Origin of the sequence: Streptomyces sp. NPDC001351, assembly GCF_042896045.1 — a bacterium.
Taxonomy (GTDB): Bacteria; Actinomycetota; Actinomycetes; order Streptomycetales; family Streptomycetaceae; genus Streptomyces.
In genome coordinates, this window is the sequence record NZ_JBIAWS010000003.1 from 594314 (window position 1) to 613689 (window position 19376).

Here is a 19376-nt window from a genome sequence, read left to right on the forward strand (position 1 = left end):
CGCCATACTCGCCCCATGTCGCCCGCACCCGTCCGCTTCCACGACACTCGCCACACGGCCTACGACTTCTCCGGGGCCAGGCTGGTGCGCTGCCCGCGCTGCGACCGCGTCGCCCACGTCGAGCGGCGCCCGGGCCGGGCGGATGACGCCCGAGGCCGGACGTATCCGGAGCTGCGGCTGGTCTGCCGCTCCTGCGGCCTGTCCCGCATCGACACCGGGCCGCACTGCACGACCCGGCGGCCCGGGCAGGGCTGTTACCGGCCGACCCTGTGGCTGCGGGCGGAGACCAGGCACGGTGAGCTGTGGGCGTACAACCTCGAACACCTCGACGTGATCAGGCGGTTCGTCGCCGCCGATCTGCGGGAGCGGGCGCCCTGGTACGACACCGGGCGGAAGATGACGCTGGTCGCGAGGCTCCCCGCCTGGATCAAGAGCGCCAAGAACCGTGCGGAGGTGCTGCGCGCGATCGACCGGCTGCGGGCCTCGGTCACAGCGGGCTGAGACCCAGCCGGGCGAGGGCCTGCGGAACGTCGGAGACGGCGGTCACGCCCTCCGGCAACGGCGGCCTGCGTACGACCACGACCGGCAGCCCAAGGCCGCGGGCGGCCGTGAGCTTGGCGGCCGTCGCCTCTCCCCCGCTGTCCTTGGTCACCACGACGTCGACCAGGTACTCGCTCAGCAGCGCCGTCTCGCCCTCCACCGTGAACGGGCCGCGCGCCAGCAGCACTTCCGTGTGCGGCGGCATCGGCGGCTCGGGGGCCTCCACGGACCGTACGACGAAGTGACGGTCCGTCAGGTGGGCGAAGGCGGACAGGCCCATGCGTCCCGTGGTCAGGAAGACGCGGGGGCCGAAGCGCGGCAGCAGGTCCGCCGCCGCGGCCAGGGACGGAACCATGTGCCAGCGGTCCTCGGGGCCCGGCTGCCAGCCCGGCCGGCGCAGGACGACCGCCGGGACGCCGGTCGCCGACGCGGCCTGTGCCGCGTTCGCCGTGATGGCCTCGGCGAAGGGGTGGGTGGCGTCCACGAGGGCGTCCACGCGCTGCTCGCGCAGCCAGTCGGCCAGCCCCTGCGCCCCGCCGAAGCCTCCGACGCGTACGTCCCCTGCCAGCGCGCCCGGCCGGGCCACCCGCCCCGCGAGCGAGGTCGTAACACGCACGCCGGGATGTGCCGTCAGCGCGGCGGCCAGTTCGCGGGCCTCAGTGGTGCCGCCGAGGATCAGGACGTGGGGGGACATGGGTGCGAGCGTACGAGGTCGGCGGCGGGCGCGGTCGCGGGGGATGCGGGACGGCCGCCCGGTGGGGGTACCGGGCAGCCGTCCTGTTCACGCGCTCAGCCCTGGCGGGCCTTGAAGCGGGGGTCCTTCTTGTTGATCACGTAGACCACGCCCCGACGGCGGACCACCTGGGCGCCGGGCTTGGACTTCAGTGAGCGCAGGGACTTGCGGACCTTCATGGTTCTGCTCTCCTCGGGTAGGGCGCAGGGCCGTGTCAGTGACGGGTCGCCGTGGAGCGGCCGTAGCGGCGCTCGAAGCGCTCCACCCGGCCGGCCGTGTCCAGGACCCGTGACCTGCCCGTGTAGAAGGGGTGGGAGGCCGAGGAGATCTCGACGTCGATCACGGGGTAGGTGTTGCCGTCCTCCCACTCGATCCTCTTCGAGGAGTCGGCGGTGGAGCGGGTCAGGAACGTGACGTCCGCCGTGCGGTCGCGGAAGACCACGTAGCGGGAGTCGGGATGGATGCGGGGCTTCATGGGGTTTCCTTTCCGGGGCCGCGGCCCGGAGGGTGTTCCTCGGGGCCGGGGCCTGGTCGTCGCGGGCTGCTTCAGCGCTCCTCGCGGAACTCGACGTGCGCGCCGGCCACCTGGTCGTACTTGCGCAGGACGAGTCGGTCGGGGTCGTTGAGGCGGTTCTTGCGGGTCACGTAGGTGACGCCGGTTCCGGCCGTCGACTTCAGCTTGACGACGGGGCGCGCGGTGCTGCGTGCCATGAGTTTCTCCCTTCGCCCACGCCACGGATCCTTGATCCGCGCATGTCAATCACAGCCGGTCCAACAACGGCTTCGGCCGCCGCATTCCCGGGGTGGCGAGCGGTGCGCGGTTATCGTCCAGGCATGGAGTCAGGACGTGAGTCCGTGAGTGGATCTGTGCGTGAGTCCGTGCGTGAGTCTGTGAGTGGGTCCGTGCGTGAGTCCGTGAGTGGGTCCGTGCGTGCCGTTCTCATCGATATTGACGGGGTGCTCACCGTCTCGTGGGAGCCGTTGCCGGGGGCGGTCGAGGCGTTGCGGGAGATTCGCGAGGCCGGGTTCGGGGTCGCGCTGGTCACCAACACGACCTCGCGGACCCGGGCGTCGATCGCCGGGACCTTGCGGGAGGCGGGGTTCGCCGTCGAGGCCGAGGACATCCTGACCGCGCCCGTCGCCACCGCGGCCCATCTCGCCGAGCGCTGTCCGGGGGCGCGGTGTGTGCTGCTGAACAGCGGGGACATCCGGGAGGATCTCGAAGGGGTCGCGCTGCTCGACCCTGCGGATGTCGACCCTGACGACGCGGAGAGCACGCCGGACGTCGTGATCGTCGGGGGCGCCGGGCCGGAGTTCGACTACGCGGCGGTCAACCGGGTCTTCGGGTATCTGCAGCGCGGGGCCCGGCTGGTGGCCGTACACCGGAATCTGTACTGGCGTACCGATGCCGGGCTGCAGCTCGACTCCGGGGCGTTTCTCGTCGGGCTGGAGCGGGCGGCCCGGACGGAGGCCGAGGTGACCGGGAAGCCGTCGGCGGCGTTCTTCGAGGCGGGGCTGGCCCGGCTCGGGGTGGGGGCGGGTGAGGCGCTGATGGTCGGGGACGACATCGAGTCCGATGTGCTGGCGGCCCAGCGTGCGGGGATCACCGGGGTGCTGGTGAAGACCGGGAAGTATCTGCCCGAGACGCATCGGGATGCGAGCGGTACGCCGGATCACGTCATCGAGTCGTTCGCGGATCTGCCGGGGCTGCTGCGGGGTTCGGCGGACGAGTAGCCCGGTCAGCGGAGCAGCAGTTGCAGGCCGCCCACGATGGTCGCGGCGATCACGAGTTGTTCGAAGAGGCGCTGGTTGATTCGGTTCACGGCCCATTTGCCGAACAACGCACCGGGCACGACGAACAGCGCGAGTGCGGCGTCAAGGAACAGCGAGCGGCCGTCGATCAGACCGAGGCCGGCGCTGAAGGGCACCTTCGACACGTTCACGATCAGGAAGAAGAACGCCGACGTGCCCAGGAAGCCGAGCTTCCGGAAGCCCGCCGACAGCAGGTACATCGACATCACCGGGCCGCCCGCGTTGGCGACCATCGTGGTGAAGCCGCCGAGCACGCCGTACGAGCGGGCCTTGACCCGGCCGGACCTCGTGGCCACCGAGTCAGGCTCCTCGTCGGCCTCCGCCGTGCGCCGGCGCCACACCGTCACGCCCGCCATCAGCAGCAGGATCGCGCCGATCGACGTCCGTACGATCCCGTCGTCGGCCCACAGCAGGAACACCGTGCCCACGACCACGCCCGCCGCGACCGCCGGGAACAGCCGCCACAGCGTGGGCCAGTGGGCGTGCCGCCGGTAGGTGAGGACGGCGAGGACGTCGCCGACGATCAGGATCGGCAGCAGTACGCCGGTGGAGGCGCGGGCGGGCAGCACCGCCGCGAAGATGGCGAGGCTCACCGTGTTGGCCCCGCTCACGGCGGTCTTGGAGAAGCCGACGAGGAGGGCTGCGCAGGCGAGGGCGGCGAATCCCCAGCCGGATATGTGCCAGAGCGTCATCGTGTCCATGCGGGGACCGATGCTATGTGCAGCCAACGGGGTGTGTAAGTACCGTCTCGCTGGTTGGCACCCGGCGGTGGTGCGTCCGCCGCTGGGGGCTGCCGCCCCCAGGCCCCCGCTGTCGGCCTGAACGGCCTCGTCCTCAAACGCCGGACGGGCTGAGGTGCACCGCCCGGCGGCCAAGCAGCGCGCCTTCAGGGACCACAACGATGCCGCAGACAAAAACACAGCACATATGGCAGGCGGCTCAATGCCGCTCCACCAGCACCGCACTCCCCTGCCCCACCCCCACACACATCGTCGCCAGCCCCCGCTCCGCCCCCGTCCGCCGCATCCGGTGCAGCAGCGTCGTGAGGATCCGCGCCCCCGAGCAGCCCAGCGGATGCCCCAAAGCGATCGCGCCGCCGCTCGGGTTGACCCGGTCGGGGTCGATGCCGAGCTGGTCCACGCAGGCGAGGGCCTGGGCGGCGAACGCCTCGTTGAATTCGGCCTCCTGGATGTCGGCGACGGTCCAGTCGGCACGGGCGAGGGCCTTGCGGGTGGCGGGGACCGGGCCGATGCCCATCACGTCGGGGTGGACTCCGGCCGAGGCGCCGGCGACGTAGCGGCCGAGCGATTCCAGGCCCAGGTCGTTGAGGGCTTCCTCGCTGACCAGGAGGAGGCCGGCGGCGCCGTCGTTCATCGGGGAGGCGTTGCCCGCGGTGACCGTGCCTCCGGTGCGGAAGACGGGCTTGAGGCGGGAGAGTTTCTCGTACGACGTGTCCTCGCGGATGCATTCGTCGGCGTCGACGAGCACGCCGTCGGGGCGTTCCACCGGCAGGAGTTCGTCGTCGAAGTGACCGTTCTTGCGGGCGTCCGCGGCGCGTTGGTGGCTGCGCAGGGCGAACTCGTCCTGGCGTTCACGGGTGACGCCGTAGCGGTCGGCGACCTCCTCCGCGGTCTCGCCCATGGACAGCAGGCCGTGGAGGTCCTTCATCGCCGGGTTGACCAGGCGCCAGCCGAGGCGGGTGTCGACGGTCTCGATGCGGTGCGGGAGGGCCTCGTCGGGGCGGGGCAGGACGAAGGGGGCACGGCTCATCGACTCGGAACCGCCCGCGAGGACGATGTCGGCCTCTCCGGCGGCGATGGTGCGGGCGGCCGACGTCACCGCCTCCAGACCCGAGGCGCACAGGCGGTTGACCGTGGCGCCGGGGACGGATTCGGGGAGCCCGGCGAGCAGGGCGGCCATGCGGGCGACGTTGCGGTTGTCCTCGCCCGCCTGGTTGGCGGCGCCCCAGTAGACGTCGTCGATACGCGCCGGGTCGAGGGCGGGGATCTCCGCGACGAGGGAGCGGATCACGTGTGCCGCGAGGTCGTCGGGGCGCACGGAGGACAGGGCTCCACGCAGCTTTCCGATGGGGGTGCGGCGGGCGGCGGCGAAGTGGACGGGACGCACGACAGGACTCCTGAACCGACGGCACACTTAATTAGCGCTGCTAGTTTCGGAGTGTAGACCGCTGCCGCGCCGCCTGGGAAGATCCCGGAAGGTCACCCGGACACCTGCTCACCAGGGCCGGGGAACCCGGACCTTCGCCGACGCAGCTGGAGGAGAACATGGCCGACACCCGCGAGCACATCGTCACGGGGAGCCACGGATCGATCGCCGTACGCGAGTGGCCTCGGGAGCGGCCCCGGTATCTGGCGCTGGTCGTGCACGGCTACGGGGAGCACGCCGGGCGGTACGAGGAACTGGCCGGTGTGCTGGTCGAGCACGGGGCCGGGGTCTTCGCACCGGATCACGCCGGGCACGGCAGGTCGGCGGGCGAGCGGGTGCTGGTCGAGGACTTCGAGGACCTGGTCGGGGACGTCCATGTCGTGGCAGAGCTGGCGCGGTCCGTGCACCCGGAGGTGCCGGTCGTGCTGATCGGGCATTCCATGGGCGGGCTGATCTCGGCACGTTACGCCCAGCGTTACGGCGACGAGCTCGCGGCGCTCGTGCTGTCCGGGCCGGTGATCGGCGCGTGGGAGCTGCCGGGGCAGCTGCTCGCGCTCGACGAGATCCCCGACACGCCGATCAGCCCGGCCTCGCTGTCCCGGGATACGGCGGTCGGGGCGGCGTACGTGGCCGATCCGCTGGTCTGGCACGGTCCGATGAAGCGGCCGACCGTGGAGGCGTTCGCGCGGACGCTGGAGACCGTCGCCAAGAACGGTGATGTCGGCCGGCTGCCGCTGCTGTGGCTGCACGGAGACGACGACCGGCTGGTCCCGCTGCCCGGAAGCCGCGTCGGCGTCGAGCAGCTCAGCGGCGGCGACCTCACCGAGCGGATCTATCCCGGCGCCCGTCACGAGGTGTTCAACGAGACCAACAAGGCCGAGGTCTTCGAGGATCTGTCCCGGTTCCTGGACGGCGTGCTCACGAGCTGAGACGGCGCCGACCGGCCTCGCCTCCTGTTTGCGGCACTTCGCCATGGGCACCCGAGATCGCGTGGAGTGACCGCAACGGCTGGAAGGAGAAGCACCCTGATGACTGCGGTGAAGAGCACGCTTCCGGAACCGGCGCGCAAGATCGCCGGTGACGCGCTGCAGAGCACTCTCGTGGATCTTCTCGGGCTCTCACTGATCGCGAAGCAGGTGCACTGGAACATCGTGGGCCCGCGGTTCCGCTCGATCCACCTTCAGCTCGACGAGGTGGTGGCCACGGCCCGCACGTACGCCGACACGGTCGCTGAGCGCTCCTCGGCGCTCGGCCTTCCGCCCGACGGCCGGCCCGAGACGATCGCGGCGGCCTACACGCTGCCGAGTCCGAAGGACGGCTGGGTGCGCGACACGGACGTCGTCCAGCTGATCGCGGACGCACTGGAGGCGGCGATCGGACGGCTGCGCGAGCGCATCGCCGCGACTGCCGAGCCGGATCCCGTCACCCAGGACCTGCTGATCTCCCTCACCGCGGAGCTCGAGAAGCAGCGGTGGATGTTCGACGCGGAGAACTGGCCGCGCGGCGACTGAACCGTCGACGGCCGGACCATGCACGTACGGAAGGGGCATTCGATGACCGACGCCCTCGAACTAGACGCGCTGTGGGACGACTTCCACCGCGCGGTGAACATGACCTCCCAGGAGCTCGCCGCCTGGCTGCGGGTGAGCGACGCCGCCGAGGAGACCGAGCCCCTGCCCGAGCAGGCGGGCTCGCCGACCGGGCAGCATGTTCTCGCGATCCTCCAGAAACGGCGCACGGACCTCACGGACGACGACATCCGTGTGATGTACGAGGTCGTGGACACGGTGACGGAGGAGTCGGACCCGGAGAACGAGCCGGAGGCCGAGGACACCAACCGCCGGCACCGGCTGATGACGATCGGCCATGACCCGCTGAAGCCATGAGCGGTCAGAAGGACGTCGTCCGCGAACTGGTGCGCGCGCACGGGCAGACGTTCGCCGAGGAGGCGGACATCAGGCTCAAGGACACCCCGCAGCCGCTGTACCGGCTGCTGGTCCTTGCGCTGCTGCTCAGTGCCCGCATCCGTGGGTCCATCGCCGTAGACTCCGCCCGCGAGCTGTACCGGGCGGGGTTGCGCGACCCGCGCCGGATGGCCGAGTCCGGCTGGCAGCAGCGGGTGGACGCGCTGGGACGCGGCGGTTACCGGCGCTACGACGAGCGCACCGCCACACTCCCCCGTAGCCTTCGGCACGGGGGTGCCCCCATTCGCTCCGGCTCCGACTTCGCTCCGCTCCGCTCGGTGACGGCGCCGAGCTGTTGACCGAGCGGTGGGGCGGGGATCTGCGCCGGCTGCGGAAGGAGGCGGACGGCGATGTCGGCGAACTGCACCGTCTGCTCCAGGAGGTCCCGGGCCTCGGCCCGGCCGGCGCCGACATCTTCCTGCGCGAGGCCCAGCGGGTGTGGCCGGAAGCCGCGCCGTACCTGGACCGCAAGGCGCTGGACGGAGCGGAGCGGCTGGGTCTGCCGAAGGATCCGGACCGGCTGGTGAAGCTCGCCGGGAACACCCAACCGGCCGTGCTCGCCGCCGCGTTGGTCCGGGCGGCACTCGACAAGGAGGTGGCCGAAGACAGTCTCCGCCGCGCGGCATGATCGTGTAACACTGCTCGCACGCACGCCTTTTGAGGCCTGTCGAGCAGAGGAGCGTCACGTGACGGGGACCGAGCCGGCCGCACTGCGGATCGACACGACCAGGCCGCATCCGGCCCGCGTCTACGACTGGTTCCTCGGCGGCAAGGACAACTACCCCGTCGACGAGCAGCTGGGCCGGCAGATCGCGTCCATGCAGGGGGACGCGCCGCGGGCCGCCCGCGCCAACCGCCGCTTCATGCAGCGCGCCACGCGCAGGCTCGTCGAGCAGTCGGGAATCCGCCAGTTCCTCGACATCGGCACGGGCATCCCCACCGAGCCCAACCTTCACCAGATCGCCCAGCGCGTCGCACCGGACGCGCGCGTCGTCTACGTCGACAACGACCCGATCGTCCTCGCCCACGCGGGCGCGCTGCTGCGCGGCACCCCACAAGGCGTCACCGAATATCTGCAGGCCGACGCCCGCAACCCCGCCACCATCCTCGAACAGGCGGGCCGCATCCTCGACTTCAGCCGTCCGATCGCCCTGTCCCTGATCGCCCTGCTGCACTTCGTCGCCGACGAGGACGGCGCCTACGACCTGGTGGGCACCCTGGTCGACGCCCTCGCACCGGGCAGCTGCCTGGTCCTGTCCGCGATGACGGCGGACTTCGAGCCGGAGAACGTACGGCGGGGCATCGAGGCCTACGCGGCGGGCGGAGTGACCCTGGTGGCCCGCACGCACACCGAAATGGGCGGCTTCTTCAAGGGACTCGACCTCGTCGAGCCGGGGATCGTGTCCGTGGTGGACTGGCATCCCGAGCTCGGCGTGGACGAGACACCGGACGGCGAGGGGCCCGTTTCGCTGTACGGGGGCGTCGGCGTCAAGGGCTGACTCAGGGACGCCGGTCACCGCGGAGGAAGTCCGCCAGCGCGCTCAAGTCCCGCTGTCCCAGGCCCTGTTGCAGGGCCTCACCCACCGACCTCCTGTTGGCGGCTGCCTGTTGCATCGGCGCCCCCACGCGCTCGGCTAGAGCGAGGGCCAGATCGAGGTCCTTGGCGACGAGTTCGAGGGTGAAGGCGACCGTCGCGCTCTCCGGGTGGAGATACGCGTCCTTCTTGTACTGCACGAACGGCGCCCCTGCGGCACCGGCCGCGAACACCTCGTACGCCGACTCCCGAGAAACCCCGGCTCGCTCGGCCAGTACGAGCGCCTCGGAGAGGGCCTGGTTGAGGCCGAGGAGAAGGGAGTTGACGGCCAGCTTCATCGCCGCGCCGGTGCCGGCGGGGCCGACATGGACCACGTGAGCGGCCAGGACATCCAGCACGGGTCGGACCCGTTCCAGAGCCGATGCGTCCCCGCCCGCCATGACGGTGAGCCTGCCCTGTTCGACGAAGACGACGCTGCCGGAGACGGGGGCGTCCAGCAGGGCCGCGCCCGCCTTTTCGACGAGGGGTGCCAGAGCCGTCACCGTCTCGGGGGCGACGGTGCTGGTCTCGACGACCACAGCGCCCGCACGCAGCCCGGCGGCGAGGCCGTCCTCCCCGCCGTACGCCTCTCGTACGGCCGTGTCGTCGGCGAGGGAGACGAGGACGACGTCCGCCGCCGCGACCGCCTGGCGGGGCGTGTCGGCGACGGCGGCCCCGGTCGCCTCGGCCTTGGCGCGGGTGCGGTTGTACGCCGTCACCGTGAAGCCGGCCCCGCGCAGCCGTCCTGCCATGGCCGCGCCCATCCGGCCGGTGCCGATCATCGCGACGCACGGCTTCAGGTCATCGGTCTCGCTCACCCCAGCAGCCACCCCCCGTCCACGTTCAGCTCCACTGCGTTGACCGACCGGTTGCGCAGCAGGAAGTCCACCGAGTCCACCACGTCCGCCACGGTGGCGAGCCGTCCGGTCGGGGTCCTGGCGCGCAGGGCGGCCAGCACCTCTTCCGGCTTGGACTGCCAGTAGGGGCTGTCGCCCACCACCCCGGGGTGGACGGCGTTGACGCGGACCGGTGCGAGTTCGACCGCGAGGGTGTTCACCAGGCCGCGTACGCCCGCGTTGACCGTGGCCACCGTGGTCGCGCCGGGGTAGGGGCGCTCCTTGGCCTGGCCGCCGAAGATGACGATCGCGCTGTCGTCGGTCATGCGCGGCCGCAGCACGTGCACGACCTCGGTGTAGCCGACCAGCTTGAGCGTCACCAGGCGCAGGGCGGCGGCGATGTCGTAGTCCGTCGCGCGGTTCTCGTCGCGGGAGACGCCCGCGAGGACCAGGTGGTCGACGCGTCCGACGTCCGCCAGCGCCGCGGCGATCTCGCGCGGCCGGGACAGGTCGAGGGCGAGGCCACGGGCGCCGGTCTCCTTGGCGACGGCGTCGGCGCGGTCCGGGTCGCGGCCGGTGAGGACGACCTCGTCGCCCCGCTCGGCCCTGAGCCGGGCGAACTCCCGGCCGATGCCCGACGTCCCACCGACGACAACGACGCTGCTCATGACTCCAGGGCCTCCCTCAGATACTCCCAGTCCCGCGTGAACCGGTACGCGTGGCGCGGCGGCGGCTGCGGCGCCTGGGTCTCCAGCCAACGCAGTGGCCCCGTACCGGCGTTGGCGAAGCCATGCACGCAGCCGGCGCCCGCCCAGGCGCAGTCGCCGGGTCCGAGCCGGTAGCGCTCGCCGTCGAAGACCGCGTCCGCCTCGCCTTCGAGGAAGTAGTACGTCTCCTCGAAGGGGTGGTCGTGAGTGCCGGCGACGCCGTCGGGGGCGTACTGGACCATGAACATCGTCGAGGCGACCGCGCCGAGGTCGCTGTCGACCATCATCTTGACGGTGATGCCGCTGTAGACGAGCAGAGCGGAGCGCATGCTCGCCGAGACGGCGAGGAGGTCCTGGGACTGTTTGCCGGGGTCCATCTGAGCGGGCTCGAAGTGGCCGAAGGTGCGGGTGCGCGGGTCGCGGACGTCGATGCGGACGGGGCTGCGCGCAGGCAGGTCGCGCACGGCCTGGGTGTCGTGGCCGTAGCGTGCCCGCGGGACCGGGGCCAGCATGTCCGCCCACCGTGCGGCAGTGTCGCCGGCGCCGCGCCAGGCGTGCGGGACGCCGGTCGGCAGGATGCCGTAGTCGCCCTCCTCCAGGAGGTACGAGCCGTCGGGCACGTCGAGGATCACGGTCCCGTCGAGGAGGTGGAAGCTCTCCTCGTACGAGTGCACATGCGCCGGCAGCCTGCCGTCCGGACGCAGCTCGCACAGGCCGAAGCCGGTGTGCACGCTGCCGTCGTCCTCGCCGACCAGGGTGCGGCGCCGGTAGCCGTGTGCGTCGTACGGCGGCTCGGCCGCGTCGGCGGCCCGCCGCACCAGATGCCGGGTCATGCGGTCGGCTTCGCCTCCTTCGCCTTCGCTTCCTTCGCCGCCAGCAGCCGGTCGCGGGACTCCTCGACCAGTTGCCGGGCCCGTGCGACATCGGCCGTCAGCCTGCCGTCGCGCTTGCGGATCACGCCGTCGACGATGACGGTCTCGACGTTGGAGACGTCCGCGCACAACGTGACCGCGGACGCCGCGTCATGCACCGGCGCGATGTTCAGCGCGGTGGCGTCGAGGGCGACGACGTCGGCGCGCTTGCCGGGGGTCAGGGAACCGGTGCGGTGCTCCAGTCCCGCGACATGCGCGCCGTTGCTCGTCGCGATCTCCAGCATCTGACGTGCCGTCAACATGGTTTCCGGGACGGGCATGTTGGCCTGCCAGCAGTCGGCGTTGAGCCGGGCGCGCTCGGCGCCGAAGGCCGCGCGGATCTGGGTGAACATGTCGCCGGGCACGGTGGTGACGACGTCGATGCTGAGGGACGGCCGAAGGCCGTGCTCGATCGCCGCCATCACGGGCGGCCAGCCGTGCCCCATCTGGGTCTCCACCTGCGGCGCGATGGAGACCGTACCGCCGCTGTCGGCGACCATCTGCCACTCGTCCTCATGCAGATAGCAGCAGTGGATGTAGGTGGTGTCCGGGCCGAGGAGACCGAGGTCGTGGAGCTGTTTGACCATGCCGAAGCGGCCGGCGAGGCGCCCCATCGCCACATGCACGGTGAGGGGGATGCCCAGCTCGCGGGCGAGCGCCCATTCGGAGGTGACGACGTCGCCCACGCAGAAGCCGGGCCCGCGGGTGGCGAGCGCCATGGTCAGCAGGCCGTCGTCGGAGGAGAAGTACTTGGCGCGGATACGGCGTACGTCGTCGCCCGGGATCGCGATCTTGCTCTCGAACCAGTAGTCGGCGAGGGAGGTGTTGGCGCTGCCGTAGGCGTACTGGGCGCGGATGCCGGTCTCCGTCAGCGCCTGGATCGCGGCGTCCGGGTGCTCGGGCGTGTTGTTGATGTGGGACCAGTCGACGAGGGTGGTGATGCCGGCGTTCAGGCACTCCAGGGCGCCGGCGAGGTTGGCCGCGTACACGTCCTCGGGCGTGTACAGCGGGGCGAAGGTGTCGAGGATGTCGACGAAGTAGTCGTCGAGGGTGGCGTCGGGGGCGACGCCGCGGATCGAGGCCTCCCAGGTGTGGCGATGGGTGTCGACGAAGCCGGGGATCACGATGCGGCCGGTCATGTCGAGGACCTCGGCGTCGGCGCTGATCTCCGGTTGTACTGCCGCGATCCTGCCGTCCTCGATGAGGACGTCACCCCTCGGCAGATCACCGACGGAGGGATCCAACGAGAGCACGTGCCCCGCGCGAAGCAGTATCCGATCGGTCATCGCGCTTCCTCCTCAGGGGTGTTCAGTACGCGGCGAGACTCCGCACCGCCGCCACGGCCTTGTCCACGGTGGGAATGACTTGCTCCTCCAGCGCATCGGCGAACGGCAGCGGCACGCACTCCCCCGCCACCCGGCGCACCGGCGCGTCCAGCAGCCCGAAGCCCTCGTCGGCGACGACCGACACGAGGGTGGCCCCCCAGCCGCCCTGGAAGGGGTTCTCCTCCACGGTCACCAGCCGCGAGGTCTTGGCGAGGGAGGCGAGGACGGTGGCGACGTCGAGCGGGACGAGGCAGCGCAGGTCGACGACCTCGGCGTCGATGCCCTCCGCGGACAGCCGCGAGGCGGCCTGGAGCGCCACCGGGACCATGGAGGCCAGCGCGACGAGAGTGATGTCGGAGCCCTCGCGCACCACCGCCGCGCGGCCCAGCTCGACCACGTGATCCGGCGGCGCGGGCGCACCCTTGCTCGCCAGCAGCCCCTTGTGCTCGAAGAAGACCACGGGATCGTCACTCCGAATGGCCGCCGCCATCATGCCGATGACGTCGGCGGGCGTGGCGGGGGCGGCGATCTTCAGCCCCGGGACGGTCAGTGCCCAGTTCTCGGTGGCCTGCGAGTGCTGTGCCCCGAAGCCGAGACCGCCGCCGTTGGCGGTACGCACCACGAGCGGCACGGTGACCTGACCGCCCGTCATGTACCGGACCTTCGGGATCTCGTTGGCGAGGTAGTCCCAGCAGCAGGCCAGGAAGTCGGAGAACATGATCTCGGCGACCGGCCGCATCCCGGTCATCGCGGCGCCCATCGCCGCGCCCACGATGGCCTGTTCGGAGATGGGCGTGTCCCACACCCGCTGGGGCCCGAACTCCTTGAGCAGCCCGACGGTCGTCTTGAACACCCCGTCGGCCTCGCCGATGTCCTCGCCGAGGCAGACGACGGCCGGGTCGCGGCGCATCTCCCGCGCGATGCCCTCGGCGACCGCCTCGCGGTAGGTGATGACGTCACGGTCCGTGGTCACGTCCGCCATGCCGCACCTCCGTCCGCCCATACGTCGGTCAGTGCCTCTCCCGGATCCGGTGGCGGCGCGTTCTTCGCTGCCTCGACCGCCTGCTGTACGACGTCACGGGCGCGCTCGTCGGCCGCGGTGACCGTCGCCTCGTCCACTCCCAGCTCCACGAGGCGTCCGCGGGCGAGGTCCAACGGGTCGTGCTTGAGCCAGCGTTCGACCTCCTCGGCCGGGCGGTAGGTGGCCGGGTCGGCACGGCTGTGCCCGAAGTGGCGGTAGGTCTCGGCCTCCAGCAGAGCGGGTCCGTCTCCTGCCCGGGCCCGCTCGGCGAGGCGGGCGACCACCTCCTTCACGGCGAGAACGTCGTTGCCGTCGACGACCTCGCCGGGGATGCCGTACGCGGGCGCCCGGTCGGCCGCAGGGCGGGCGACGGACGTGACGTCGGCGATCGGCGTGTACTCCATGTACAGGTTGTTCTCGCAGACGAACAGCACCGGCAGCTTCCATACGGCGGCCAGGTTGAGCGCCTCGTGGAAGGCGCCGATGTTGGTGGCGCCGTCGCCGAAGAAGGCGACCGCGAGCTGCCCGCTGCCGCGCAGCCGGGCCGACCAGGCCGCGCCCACCGCCATCGGGAGGTGGGCGCCGACGATGGCGTACGAGCCGAGCATGAACGCGTCCGCCTTGGTGAGGTGCATGGAGCCGCCCTTGGCCCGGCACAGCCCCGTCGCCCTCTGCATGAGTTCGGCGAGGCACTCCTCGGGGGTGGCGCCGCGGGCCATGGCGTGGTGGTGGCCACGGTAGGTGGCGAAGACGTAGTCGTCGGGGCGCAGGGCGGCACTCGCGCCCACGGCGATCGCCTCGTGCCCGGCGGCGAGGTGGGTGGTGCCCTTGACCAGGCCGGACAGGAACAGGTCGTGGGCGGCCTTCTCCGTACGGCGGATGACGGCCATCTGCTCGTACAGGGAGAGGAGTTCGTCGCTGTCGGTCATCAAGCGCCCCCGTTGGTCGGGGTGTTGAGGTGGGACTGGGCCTCGCGGCGGGTGTTGAGCTCGCCGCCGACCGTCCAGTACTTCCGGCCTGCGACGAGCAGTTCCTCGGCGGGGAACTTGGTGATGACCTCGCAGCCGTCGGCGGTGACGACCAGCTCCTCCTCGATACGGGCCGCGGACCAGCCGTCGGCGGCCGGCCAGTAGGTCTCCAGGGCGAACACCATGCCCTCTTCGAGGACTTCGGGGTGGTCGAGGGAGACCAGGCGGCTGAAGACGGGCTTCTCCCAGATCGACAGGCCCACCCCGTGGCCGTACTGCAGGGCGAAGGCGGCGGTCTCGTCGGCGAAGCCGAACTCCTCGGCGCGCGGCCAGACCTGGACGATGTCGGCGGTGGTCGCGCCGGGGCGGACCAGGGCGATGGCCTCGTCCATGTACGCGCGGCAGCGGACGTAGGCGTCGCGCTGGGCGCGGGAGGCGCTGCCGACCGCGAAGGTGCGGTAGTAGCAGGTGCGGTAGCCGAGGTGGCTGTGCAGGATGTCGAAGAAGGCCGGGTCGCCGGGGCGGATCAGGCGGTCGCTGTAGACGTGCGGGTGCGGTGAGCAGCGTTCGCCGGAGATGGCGTTGACGCCTTCGACGTACTCGCTGCCGAGGTCGTAGAGGACCTTGCTGACCAGGCCGACGCACTCGTTCTCGCGCACGCCCGGGCGCAGGTACCCGTACAGCTCCTCGTAGGCCGCGTCGACCATCGCGCAGGCCTGGGCGAGCAGGGAGATCTCGTCGCGGGTCTTGGTGCGGCGGGCCTCCAGGAAGACCTGCTGGCCGTCGACGACGTCGATGCCCTCGGCGCGCAGGGCGGCGAGGACGGGCATCTCGGCGACGTCGATGCCGAGGGGTTCGTTCGCGAGGCCGTGGTCGCGCAGCTCGGTGGCGATCTTGGCGGCGACGTCCTCGGCGATCCCGGCCTCCGGGTGGAAGGCGCCGCGCAGGGTGGAGATGCCGGCGCGGGCGCCGGTGGGCGGGCCCTCCTTGCCGTCGCTGTAGTCCAGCCACGGGTTGTAGAGCTGGTGGTGGCGGGCCGCGGAGCCGAAGTCCCAGACGACCGGTTCGCCGCCGCGCACCAGCAGGGCGAAGCGGATCAGCTTGTCCATCGCCCAGGTGCCGATGTGCGTGGCGGTCATGTAGCGGATGTTGGCGAAGTCGAAGCTGAGCACCGCGCCCAGCGAGGAGCGGTTCAGGGTCTCGTTGAGCCGGGCCAGCCGCTGCTTGCGCAGCCGGTCCAGGTCGATGCGCTCTTCCCAGTCGACGGCACCTGGTCCATATGTGCGGATCGCCATGGCGACCACCCCCACTCCGGAGTGAACGACCAGGCCGGGCAGGTGTCAAGTGTTACTGAACACTCTGGCTGAACACGAACCAGACCCCGACGGCCGGCTGTGCTCCGTCATTCCGGTAGCGGTGCGGGGTCGTCGACTCGAAGCAGACGGCGTCCCCGGGGCCCAGCGGGTACTCGTCGAAGCCGAGGGTGAGGACCAGTTCGCCGGAGGTCACATAGCCGTACTCGGTGCCCGTGTGCCGCATCAGGCCGCCGGAGCTGGAGGAGGAGCCGCCGGGCCGGTAGGTCACCAGCAGGAAGTCGACGTCCGTGCCCGGAACGTGCCCGAGCCGCTCCCATACGACCCCCGAGTCCAGTTCCAGCAGCTCCCGCTCCCCCGGTGTGACCAGCGGTCCGATGCGCCGGGCCGGGTCGGCGGCGAAGGCCGCGAGGGCGTGCAGGACGGTGGCGGGTGCGGCGGCAGCGGCCACGACCGGCGATGCGGCGGCCTCACCCTCGTAGCCGTCGAAGAGCGTCTCCACGGAGACCGACAGTGCGGTGGTGATGGCGTACAGCGTGCTCACCGACGGCTGGCTCTTGCCGGTCTCGATCTGGGAGACCAGGCTCGCGGAGACGCCGATCTCCCGGGCGAGGGAGCGCAGGCTCACGCCTTTTGCGAGGCGTGCCTGCCGGATGCGTGCACCGACGGGCGGCACGGCGGCAGGAGACACGGCGGCTCCCCTCTCGGGCGGACATGTGCAGCACCATTGAACAGCCGGGGTCGGCCGCGAGGCCAGAGTCTCAGGCGAGGAGCGACGTACGGAGATCAGCGCCCCCGTGCCGAAGAAGACCGCCGTCCCCGAACGGACCGCACCGACCGGCTAGAGGTTCAGCACGCGCGCGACGGTGCGCAGCACTCCGTTGTCGTTGTTGGACGGGGCCAGGTGGCGGGCCCGGGCGATGACGTCCGGGTGGGCGTTGGCCATGGCGAAGGACCACTCGGCGGCGTCGAGCATCTCCAGGTCGTTGAGGTAGTCGCCGAAGACCATGGTCTGGGCGGGCGTGATGCCCAGGTCGCGCTGGAGTCGGCGCAGGGCGGTGCCCTTGTTGGCCGCGCGGTTCATGACGTCGACCCAGTGCTCGCCGGAAACGACGACCTGGTACGTGGCGGCGAAGGACTCCAGGGCGGGCGCCGTGGTGTGCGCGGCGGAGCCGAAGTCGAAGAGGGCGACCTTGATGACGTCGTCGTCGAGCGCGGTGACGTCCTCCACGACGCGGTGTTCGACGTAGTACTTGCGCACCTCCGCCAGGAACGCCTCGTCGCTGCGCTCGACGTAGGCGGAGCGCTTGCCGCAGACGACGGCACCCACGTCCACGCCCCCGGCGACCAGCTGTCGTACGGCGTGCACGACGCGGGCCGCGACCCCGGGCTCCAGCGGGTCCGAGCTGAGCTCCACGCCGTCACGGACCACGTACGTGCCGTTCTCCGCGATGAACACCATGCCCTCGGCGACCTCGGCGAACTCCCGTGCCAGCGTGGCGTACTGCCGCCCGCTCGCCGGGCTGAACAGCACACCGCGCCGGCGCAGCTCGGCCAGCGTCTCCCACAGGCCGGGCGGGATCCGCTTGGCGTCGTCCAGCAGCGTGCCGTCCATGTCGGTGACGACGAGGCGTATGTCGGCGGAGCCGGTGGGCAGGCCGGAGCCGGTGAGGAGGGGCGAGGCGGCGGCGGACATGACCTGCTTCCGGTGGGGCGCGACGGGGCGCCGGCTTGCTTGCGGCGGTCCCGTCACCCTACGCGAGCCGCCCGGACGCTCAGCTTCCGGACCGGATCAGGCCCGTGAGGTAGCGCCACAGTGACGAGCGCCGCTTGGCGGCCTGGTCCGGTACGGCGGGTGCGTCCGGCACGTCCGCCACGGGCGCCGGCGCGGCCGGCAGCGGCGGCCCGGACAGCTCGTAGCGCACCGGCAGCGAGCGCAGCCCCCGCATGAACGGCGAGGAACGCCACGGCAGTTGATCGACGGGGAGGGCGAGCTCCAGATGCCCGAACCGTTCGAAGACACGGCCGACGCCCGCCGCCGCGATCGTCGACGCCAGCTCGCGGGCCGGGCACTGGCGGGGCCCCGCGCCCCACGACAGATGAGCGCGGCTGCTGATGCCGGCGCCGGGTGTCATCTGGCCGGCGAAGACGGGATCGGCGTGGGCGGCGGCGGAGGAGACCCACACGGGTTCGCCGGCGTGGATGGTGTAGCGGCCGAGCCGGGTGTCCGCTGCCGCGAACCTCGGCACGAAGTTGACCAGCGGCGGCTTGCGCATGACCACCCGGTTCATGGTCTCGCGCACCATGCCGGCGGACAGGGTGGTGCGGACCCCGCCCTCGCTCTCCCCGGCGATCACCTCGACGACCGTGTTGGAGATGAGGATGCCGACGTGGTCGGAGGTCATGCCGAGCAGCATGAACAGCTCGCGGGCCAGCGCGTCGACGGACAGGTCCGGGTGGGCGGCCAGCAGATGGGAGGGGAAGTCGTCGCCCGGCTTCTCGATCTTGGCGGCGGCGAGTTCGGTGAGCGTCACCAGGAGGCGGGCCAGGGCGGGTTCGGCGTCCGGGCCGGCGTCCAGCACCCGCCACATGTCCATCAGGGCGTCGTCGCCCTGGGAGCCGGGGAAGCCGAGCAGATGGCTCGCCGCCATCAGCGGGAGCGGGCGGGAGAACTGCGCCGACAGGTCGGCCATGCCCGTGCCGCCGCCCTGGGCGAGCAGGGAGATCAGCTCGTCGGCGTATCCGGTGACGGCCGTCTTCAGGCGCTTGGCCTGCGGGCCCCGCGCGTCCTGGAAGGGGCGCAGGGCCGTGTCCCAGGCGCCGCGCAGGGTGCGGTGGCCGGGGCCGCCCTGGATCAGTACGTGGTTGACCTCCAGGGAGGGGCCGAGCGGCCAGTCGGCGGGCACTCGGCCCTCCGTCCGGGCCCGCCAGTTCTCCAGGCCCTTGGGCCAGCCGGCGTCGTCCTGGAGCACCTGCAGCGACTCGCGGTAGCCGAGCACGAGCCAGGCGGGCACGCCCAGCAGGTCGACCGGCGCGACCGGGCCGTGGCGCTCCCGCAGCCGCTCGTAGACGAGCGCGGGACGGGTCTCGTAGTCGCGGGTCAGCAGGGGTTCCGGAGCCAGGTCCTCCAGCGGGGTTACGGCCCGCTCCGCGCTGCCCTCGTCGACCAAGTGGAACTCCATGCTTCAGTCGCCCCCTTCGACACCGCCTGCACCAGCCCGCAGCCACGTGCTTGGCGGGATGTGCGGCACCACCGTGGCTGGTCGCGCCCGCGCGGCGGAGCCGCATGTCGACACGGCCCCGCGCCCCTTCGGGGGCGCTGCCGAACCGAAGCGGACCTCCCGACCTGCTTGGCGGACCCGCAGGGACCGTATCTCAGGCGTCGCGCAGGTCACACGGCGGGGTACTGGCCGGTAGCAGATGCCGGGCGGGACGTCCTCCGCCACGCCCCGTCCTCGGTCCCGTCCCCTCCGCGTGCTCGCCTGCGCGCCGGCCGCCGCCCGGGGC

At 71.7% G+C, this 19376-nt stretch carries 22 protein-coding genes and 1 pseudogene; 7 read left to right on the plus strand and 16 right to left on the minus strand.

All coding sequences use genetic code 11. The features are described 5' to 3' along the window. Positions 1-15: 15 nt before the first annotated feature. Positions 16-501 carry a hypothetical protein gene (locus ACFY1U_RS12885; RefSeq protein WP_390694166.1) on the plus strand — a complete coding sequence of 162 codons (486 nt, stop codon included), beginning with the start codon at positions 16-18 and terminating at the stop codon, positions 499-501. Here the strand turns inward: ACFY1U_RS12885 and ACFY1U_RS12890 are convergent. From ACFY1U_RS12890 to rpmG, 4 genes are all read right to left on the minus strand, one after another. Beyond that, positions 488-1234, minus strand: a complete 747-nt coding sequence (locus ACFY1U_RS12890; RefSeq protein ID WP_390694167.1) for a cobalt-precorrin-6A reductase — start codon at positions 1232-1234, stop codon at positions 488-490. The genes ACFY1U_RS12885 and ACFY1U_RS12890 overlap by 14 nt on opposite strands. A gap of 95 nt (positions 1235-1329) precedes the next feature. Further along, positions 1330-1452 carry a type B 50S ribosomal protein L36 gene (gene ykgO, locus ACFY1U_RS12895; protein ID WP_030935932.1) on the minus strand — a complete coding sequence of 41 codons (123 nt, stop codon included), beginning with the start codon at positions 1450-1452 and terminating at the stop codon, positions 1330-1332. Positions 1453-1487: 35 nt separating this feature from the next. Beyond that, positions 1488-1748, minus strand: a complete 261-nt coding sequence (locus tag ACFY1U_RS12900) for a type B 50S ribosomal protein L31 (RefSeq protein ID WP_390694168.1) — start codon at positions 1746-1748, stop codon at positions 1488-1490. Between the two features lie 71 nt (positions 1749-1819). Then, positions 1820-1984 (minus strand): 50S ribosomal protein L33, encoded by a 165-nt coding sequence (rpmG, locus tag ACFY1U_RS12905; protein WP_115910518.1) that lies wholly within the window; start codon positions 1982-1984, stop codon positions 1820-1822. A 216-nt stretch (positions 1985-2200) separates the two neighbouring features. On the opposite strand from rpmG, the gene ACFY1U_RS12910 reads away from it, so the two are divergent. Beyond that, positions 2201-3007, plus strand: a complete 807-nt coding sequence (locus ACFY1U_RS12910; RefSeq protein WP_390694169.1) for an HAD-IIA family hydrolase — start codon at positions 2201-2203, stop codon at positions 3005-3007. 5 nt (positions 3008-3012) lie between these two features. Here ACFY1U_RS12910 and ACFY1U_RS12915 read toward each other — a convergent pair whose 3' ends face one another. Continuing rightward, positions 3013-3786 carry a sulfite exporter TauE/SafE family protein gene (locus tag ACFY1U_RS12915; protein WP_390694170.1) on the minus strand — a complete coding sequence of 258 codons (774 nt, stop codon included), beginning with the start codon at positions 3784-3786 and terminating at the stop codon, positions 3013-3015. Positions 3787-4024: 238 nt separating this feature from the next. Then, positions 4025-5212, minus strand: a complete 1188-nt coding sequence (locus ACFY1U_RS12920; RefSeq protein WP_390694171.1) for a thiolase family protein — start codon at positions 5210-5212, stop codon at positions 4025-4027. Positions 5213-5370: 158 nt separating this feature from the next. Between ACFY1U_RS12920 and ACFY1U_RS12925 the strand changes: the two genes are divergently transcribed. The 5 genes and pseudogenes from ACFY1U_RS12925 (at position 5371) to ACFY1U_RS12945 (ending at position 8714) form a co-directional block, all read left to right on the plus strand. Continuing rightward, positions 5371-6180, plus strand: a complete 810-nt coding sequence (locus tag ACFY1U_RS12925) for an alpha/beta hydrolase (RefSeq protein ID WP_390694172.1) — start codon at positions 5371-5373, stop codon at positions 6178-6180. A 99-nt stretch (positions 6181-6279) separates the two neighbouring features. Beyond that, positions 6280-6762, plus strand: a complete 483-nt coding sequence (locus ACFY1U_RS12930; RefSeq protein ID WP_390694173.1) for a Dps family protein — start codon at positions 6280-6282, stop codon at positions 6760-6762. 42 nt (positions 6763-6804) lie between these two features. After that, positions 6805-7137 (plus strand): DUF3140 domain-containing protein, encoded by a 333-nt coding sequence (locus ACFY1U_RS12935; protein WP_390694174.1) that lies wholly within the window; start codon positions 6805-6807, stop codon positions 7135-7137. Beyond that, positions 7134-7843, plus strand: a pseudogene (locus tag ACFY1U_RS12940) (endonuclease). The gene ACFY1U_RS12935 and the pseudogene ACFY1U_RS12940 overlap by 4 nt, the downstream one beginning before the upstream one ends. A gap of 58 nt (positions 7844-7901) precedes the next feature. Further along, the gene (locus ACFY1U_RS12945) at positions 7902-8714 is read left to right on the plus strand and encodes an SAM-dependent methyltransferase (protein ID WP_390694175.1); all 813 of its coding nucleotides are present in this window, start codon (positions 7902-7904) and stop codon (positions 8712-8714) included. A gap of 1 nt (position 8715) precedes the next feature. Here ACFY1U_RS12945 and ACFY1U_RS12950 read toward each other — a convergent pair whose 3' ends face one another. The 10 genes from ACFY1U_RS12950 to ACFY1U_RS12995 all read right to left on the minus strand — a co-directional run bounded on the left by ACFY1U_RS12950 (position 8716) and on the right by ACFY1U_RS12995 (position 19051). After that, positions 8716-9606, minus strand: coding sequence for an NAD(P)-dependent oxidoreductase (locus tag ACFY1U_RS12950; RefSeq protein WP_390694176.1), 891 nt, complete (start codon positions 9604-9606; stop codon positions 8716-8718). Further along, entirely contained in the window at positions 9603-10292 is a 690-nt protein-coding gene (locus ACFY1U_RS12955; RefSeq protein WP_390694177.1) for an SDR family NAD(P)-dependent oxidoreductase, read from the minus strand. The genes ACFY1U_RS12950 and ACFY1U_RS12955 overlap by 4 nt, the downstream gene beginning before the upstream one ends. Continuing rightward, positions 10289-11164, minus strand: a complete 876-nt coding sequence (locus ACFY1U_RS12960) for a cupin domain-containing protein (RefSeq protein ID WP_390694178.1) — start codon at positions 11162-11164, stop codon at positions 10289-10291. Before ACFY1U_RS12960 ends, ACFY1U_RS12955 begins: the two co-directional genes overlap by 4 nt. Continuing rightward, on the minus strand, positions 11161-12528 hold the full coding sequence (locus ACFY1U_RS12965; protein ID WP_390694179.1) for an amidohydrolase family protein: 1368 nt from the start codon (positions 12526-12528) through the stop codon (positions 11161-11163). The genes ACFY1U_RS12960 and ACFY1U_RS12965 overlap by 4 nt, the downstream gene beginning before the upstream one ends. A 22-nt stretch (positions 12529-12550) precedes the next feature. Further along, the gene (locus ACFY1U_RS12970; protein ID WP_390694180.1) at positions 12551-13549 is read right to left on the minus strand and encodes an alpha-ketoacid dehydrogenase subunit beta; all 999 of its coding nucleotides are present in this window, start codon (positions 13547-13549) and stop codon (positions 12551-12553) included. Then, on the minus strand, positions 13537-14517 hold the full coding sequence (locus tag ACFY1U_RS12975; protein ID WP_390694181.1) for a thiamine pyrophosphate-dependent dehydrogenase E1 component subunit alpha: 981 nt from the start codon (positions 14515-14517) through the stop codon (positions 13537-13539). The genes ACFY1U_RS12970 and ACFY1U_RS12975 overlap by 13 nt, the downstream gene beginning before the upstream one ends. Continuing rightward, positions 14517-15851 (minus strand): M24 family metallopeptidase, encoded by a 1335-nt coding sequence (locus ACFY1U_RS12980; RefSeq protein WP_390694182.1) that lies wholly within the window; start codon positions 15849-15851, stop codon positions 14517-14519. The genes ACFY1U_RS12975 and ACFY1U_RS12980 overlap by 1 nt, the downstream gene beginning before the upstream one ends. A 52-nt stretch (positions 15852-15903) precedes the next feature. Beyond that, the gene (locus ACFY1U_RS12985; protein WP_390694183.1) at positions 15904-16560 is read right to left on the minus strand and encodes a helix-turn-helix domain-containing protein; all 657 of its coding nucleotides are present in this window, start codon (positions 16558-16560) and stop codon (positions 15904-15906) included. 150 nt (positions 16561-16710) lie between these two features. Continuing rightward, a complete protein-coding gene (locus tag ACFY1U_RS12990; protein WP_390694184.1) occupies positions 16711-17565 on the minus strand; it encodes a Cof-type HAD-IIB family hydrolase in 855 nt (284 codons plus the stop codon). 79 nt (positions 17566-17644) lie between these two features. Further along, the gene (locus ACFY1U_RS12995) at positions 17645-19051 is read right to left on the minus strand and encodes a cytochrome (protein WP_390694185.1); all 1407 of its coding nucleotides are present in this window, start codon (positions 19049-19051) and stop codon (positions 17645-17647) included. Between the last annotated feature and the right edge of the window lie 325 nt (positions 19052-19376).

Coding starts and splice junctions, on each gene's coding strand:
- ACFY1U_RS12970 (WP_390694180.1), bottom strand. CDS start 13,549: ATGGCGGACGTGACCACGGACCGTGACGTCATCACCTACCGCGAGGCG.
- ACFY1U_RS12900 (WP_390694168.1), bottom strand. CDS start 1,748: ATGAAGCCCCGCATCCATCCCGACTCCCGCTACGTGGTCTTCCGCGAC.
- ACFY1U_RS12890 (WP_390694167.1), bottom strand. CDS start 1,234: ATGTCCCCCCACGTCCTGATCCTCGGCGGCACCACTGAGGCCCGCGAA.
- ACFY1U_RS12965 (WP_390694179.1), bottom strand. CDS start 12,528: ATGACCGATCGGATACTGCTTCGCGCGGGGCACGTGCTCTCGTTGGAT.
- ACFY1U_RS12930 (WP_390694173.1), top strand. CDS start 6,280: ATGACTGCGGTGAAGAGCACGCTTCCGGAACCGGCGCGCAAGATCGCC.
- ACFY1U_RS12925 (WP_390694172.1), top strand. CDS start 5,371: ATGGCCGACACCCGCGAGCACATCGTCACGGGGAGCCACGGATCGATC.
- rpmG (WP_115910518.1), bottom strand. CDS start 1,984: ATGGCACGCAGCACCGCGCGCCCCGTCGTCAAGCTGAAGTCGACGGCC.
- ACFY1U_RS12980 (WP_390694182.1), bottom strand. CDS start 15,851: ATGGCGATCCGCACATATGGACCAGGTGCCGTCGACTGGGAAGAGCGC.
- ACFY1U_RS12995 (WP_390694185.1), bottom strand. CDS start 19,051: ATGGAGTTCCACTTGGTCGACGAGGGCAGCGCGGAGCGGGCCGTAACC.
- ACFY1U_RS12975 (WP_390694181.1), bottom strand. CDS start 14,517: ATGACCGACAGCGACGAACTCCTCTCCCTGTACGAGCAGATGGCCGTC.
- ykgO (WP_030935932.1), bottom strand. CDS start 1,452: ATGAAGGTCCGCAAGTCCCTGCGCTCACTGAAGTCCAAGCCCGGCGCC.
- ACFY1U_RS12885 (WP_390694166.1), top strand. CDS start 16: ATGTCGCCCGCACCCGTCCGCTTCCACGACACTCGCCACACGGCCTAC.
- ACFY1U_RS12990 (WP_390694184.1), bottom strand. CDS start 17,565: ATGTCCGCCGCCGCCTCGCCCCTCCTCACCGGCTCCGGCCTGCCCACC.
- ACFY1U_RS12915 (WP_390694170.1), bottom strand. CDS start 3,786: ATGGACACGATGACGCTCTGGCACATATCCGGCTGGGGATTCGCCGCC.
- ACFY1U_RS12960 (WP_390694178.1), bottom strand. CDS start 11,164: ATGACCCGGCATCTGGTGCGGCGGGCCGCCGACGCGGCCGAGCCGCCG.
- ACFY1U_RS12955 (WP_390694177.1), bottom strand. CDS start 10,292: ATGAGCAGCGTCGTTGTCGTCGGTGGGACGTCGGGCATCGGCCGGGAG.
- ACFY1U_RS12935 (WP_390694174.1), top strand. CDS start 6,805: ATGACCGACGCCCTCGAACTAGACGCGCTGTGGGACGACTTCCACCGC.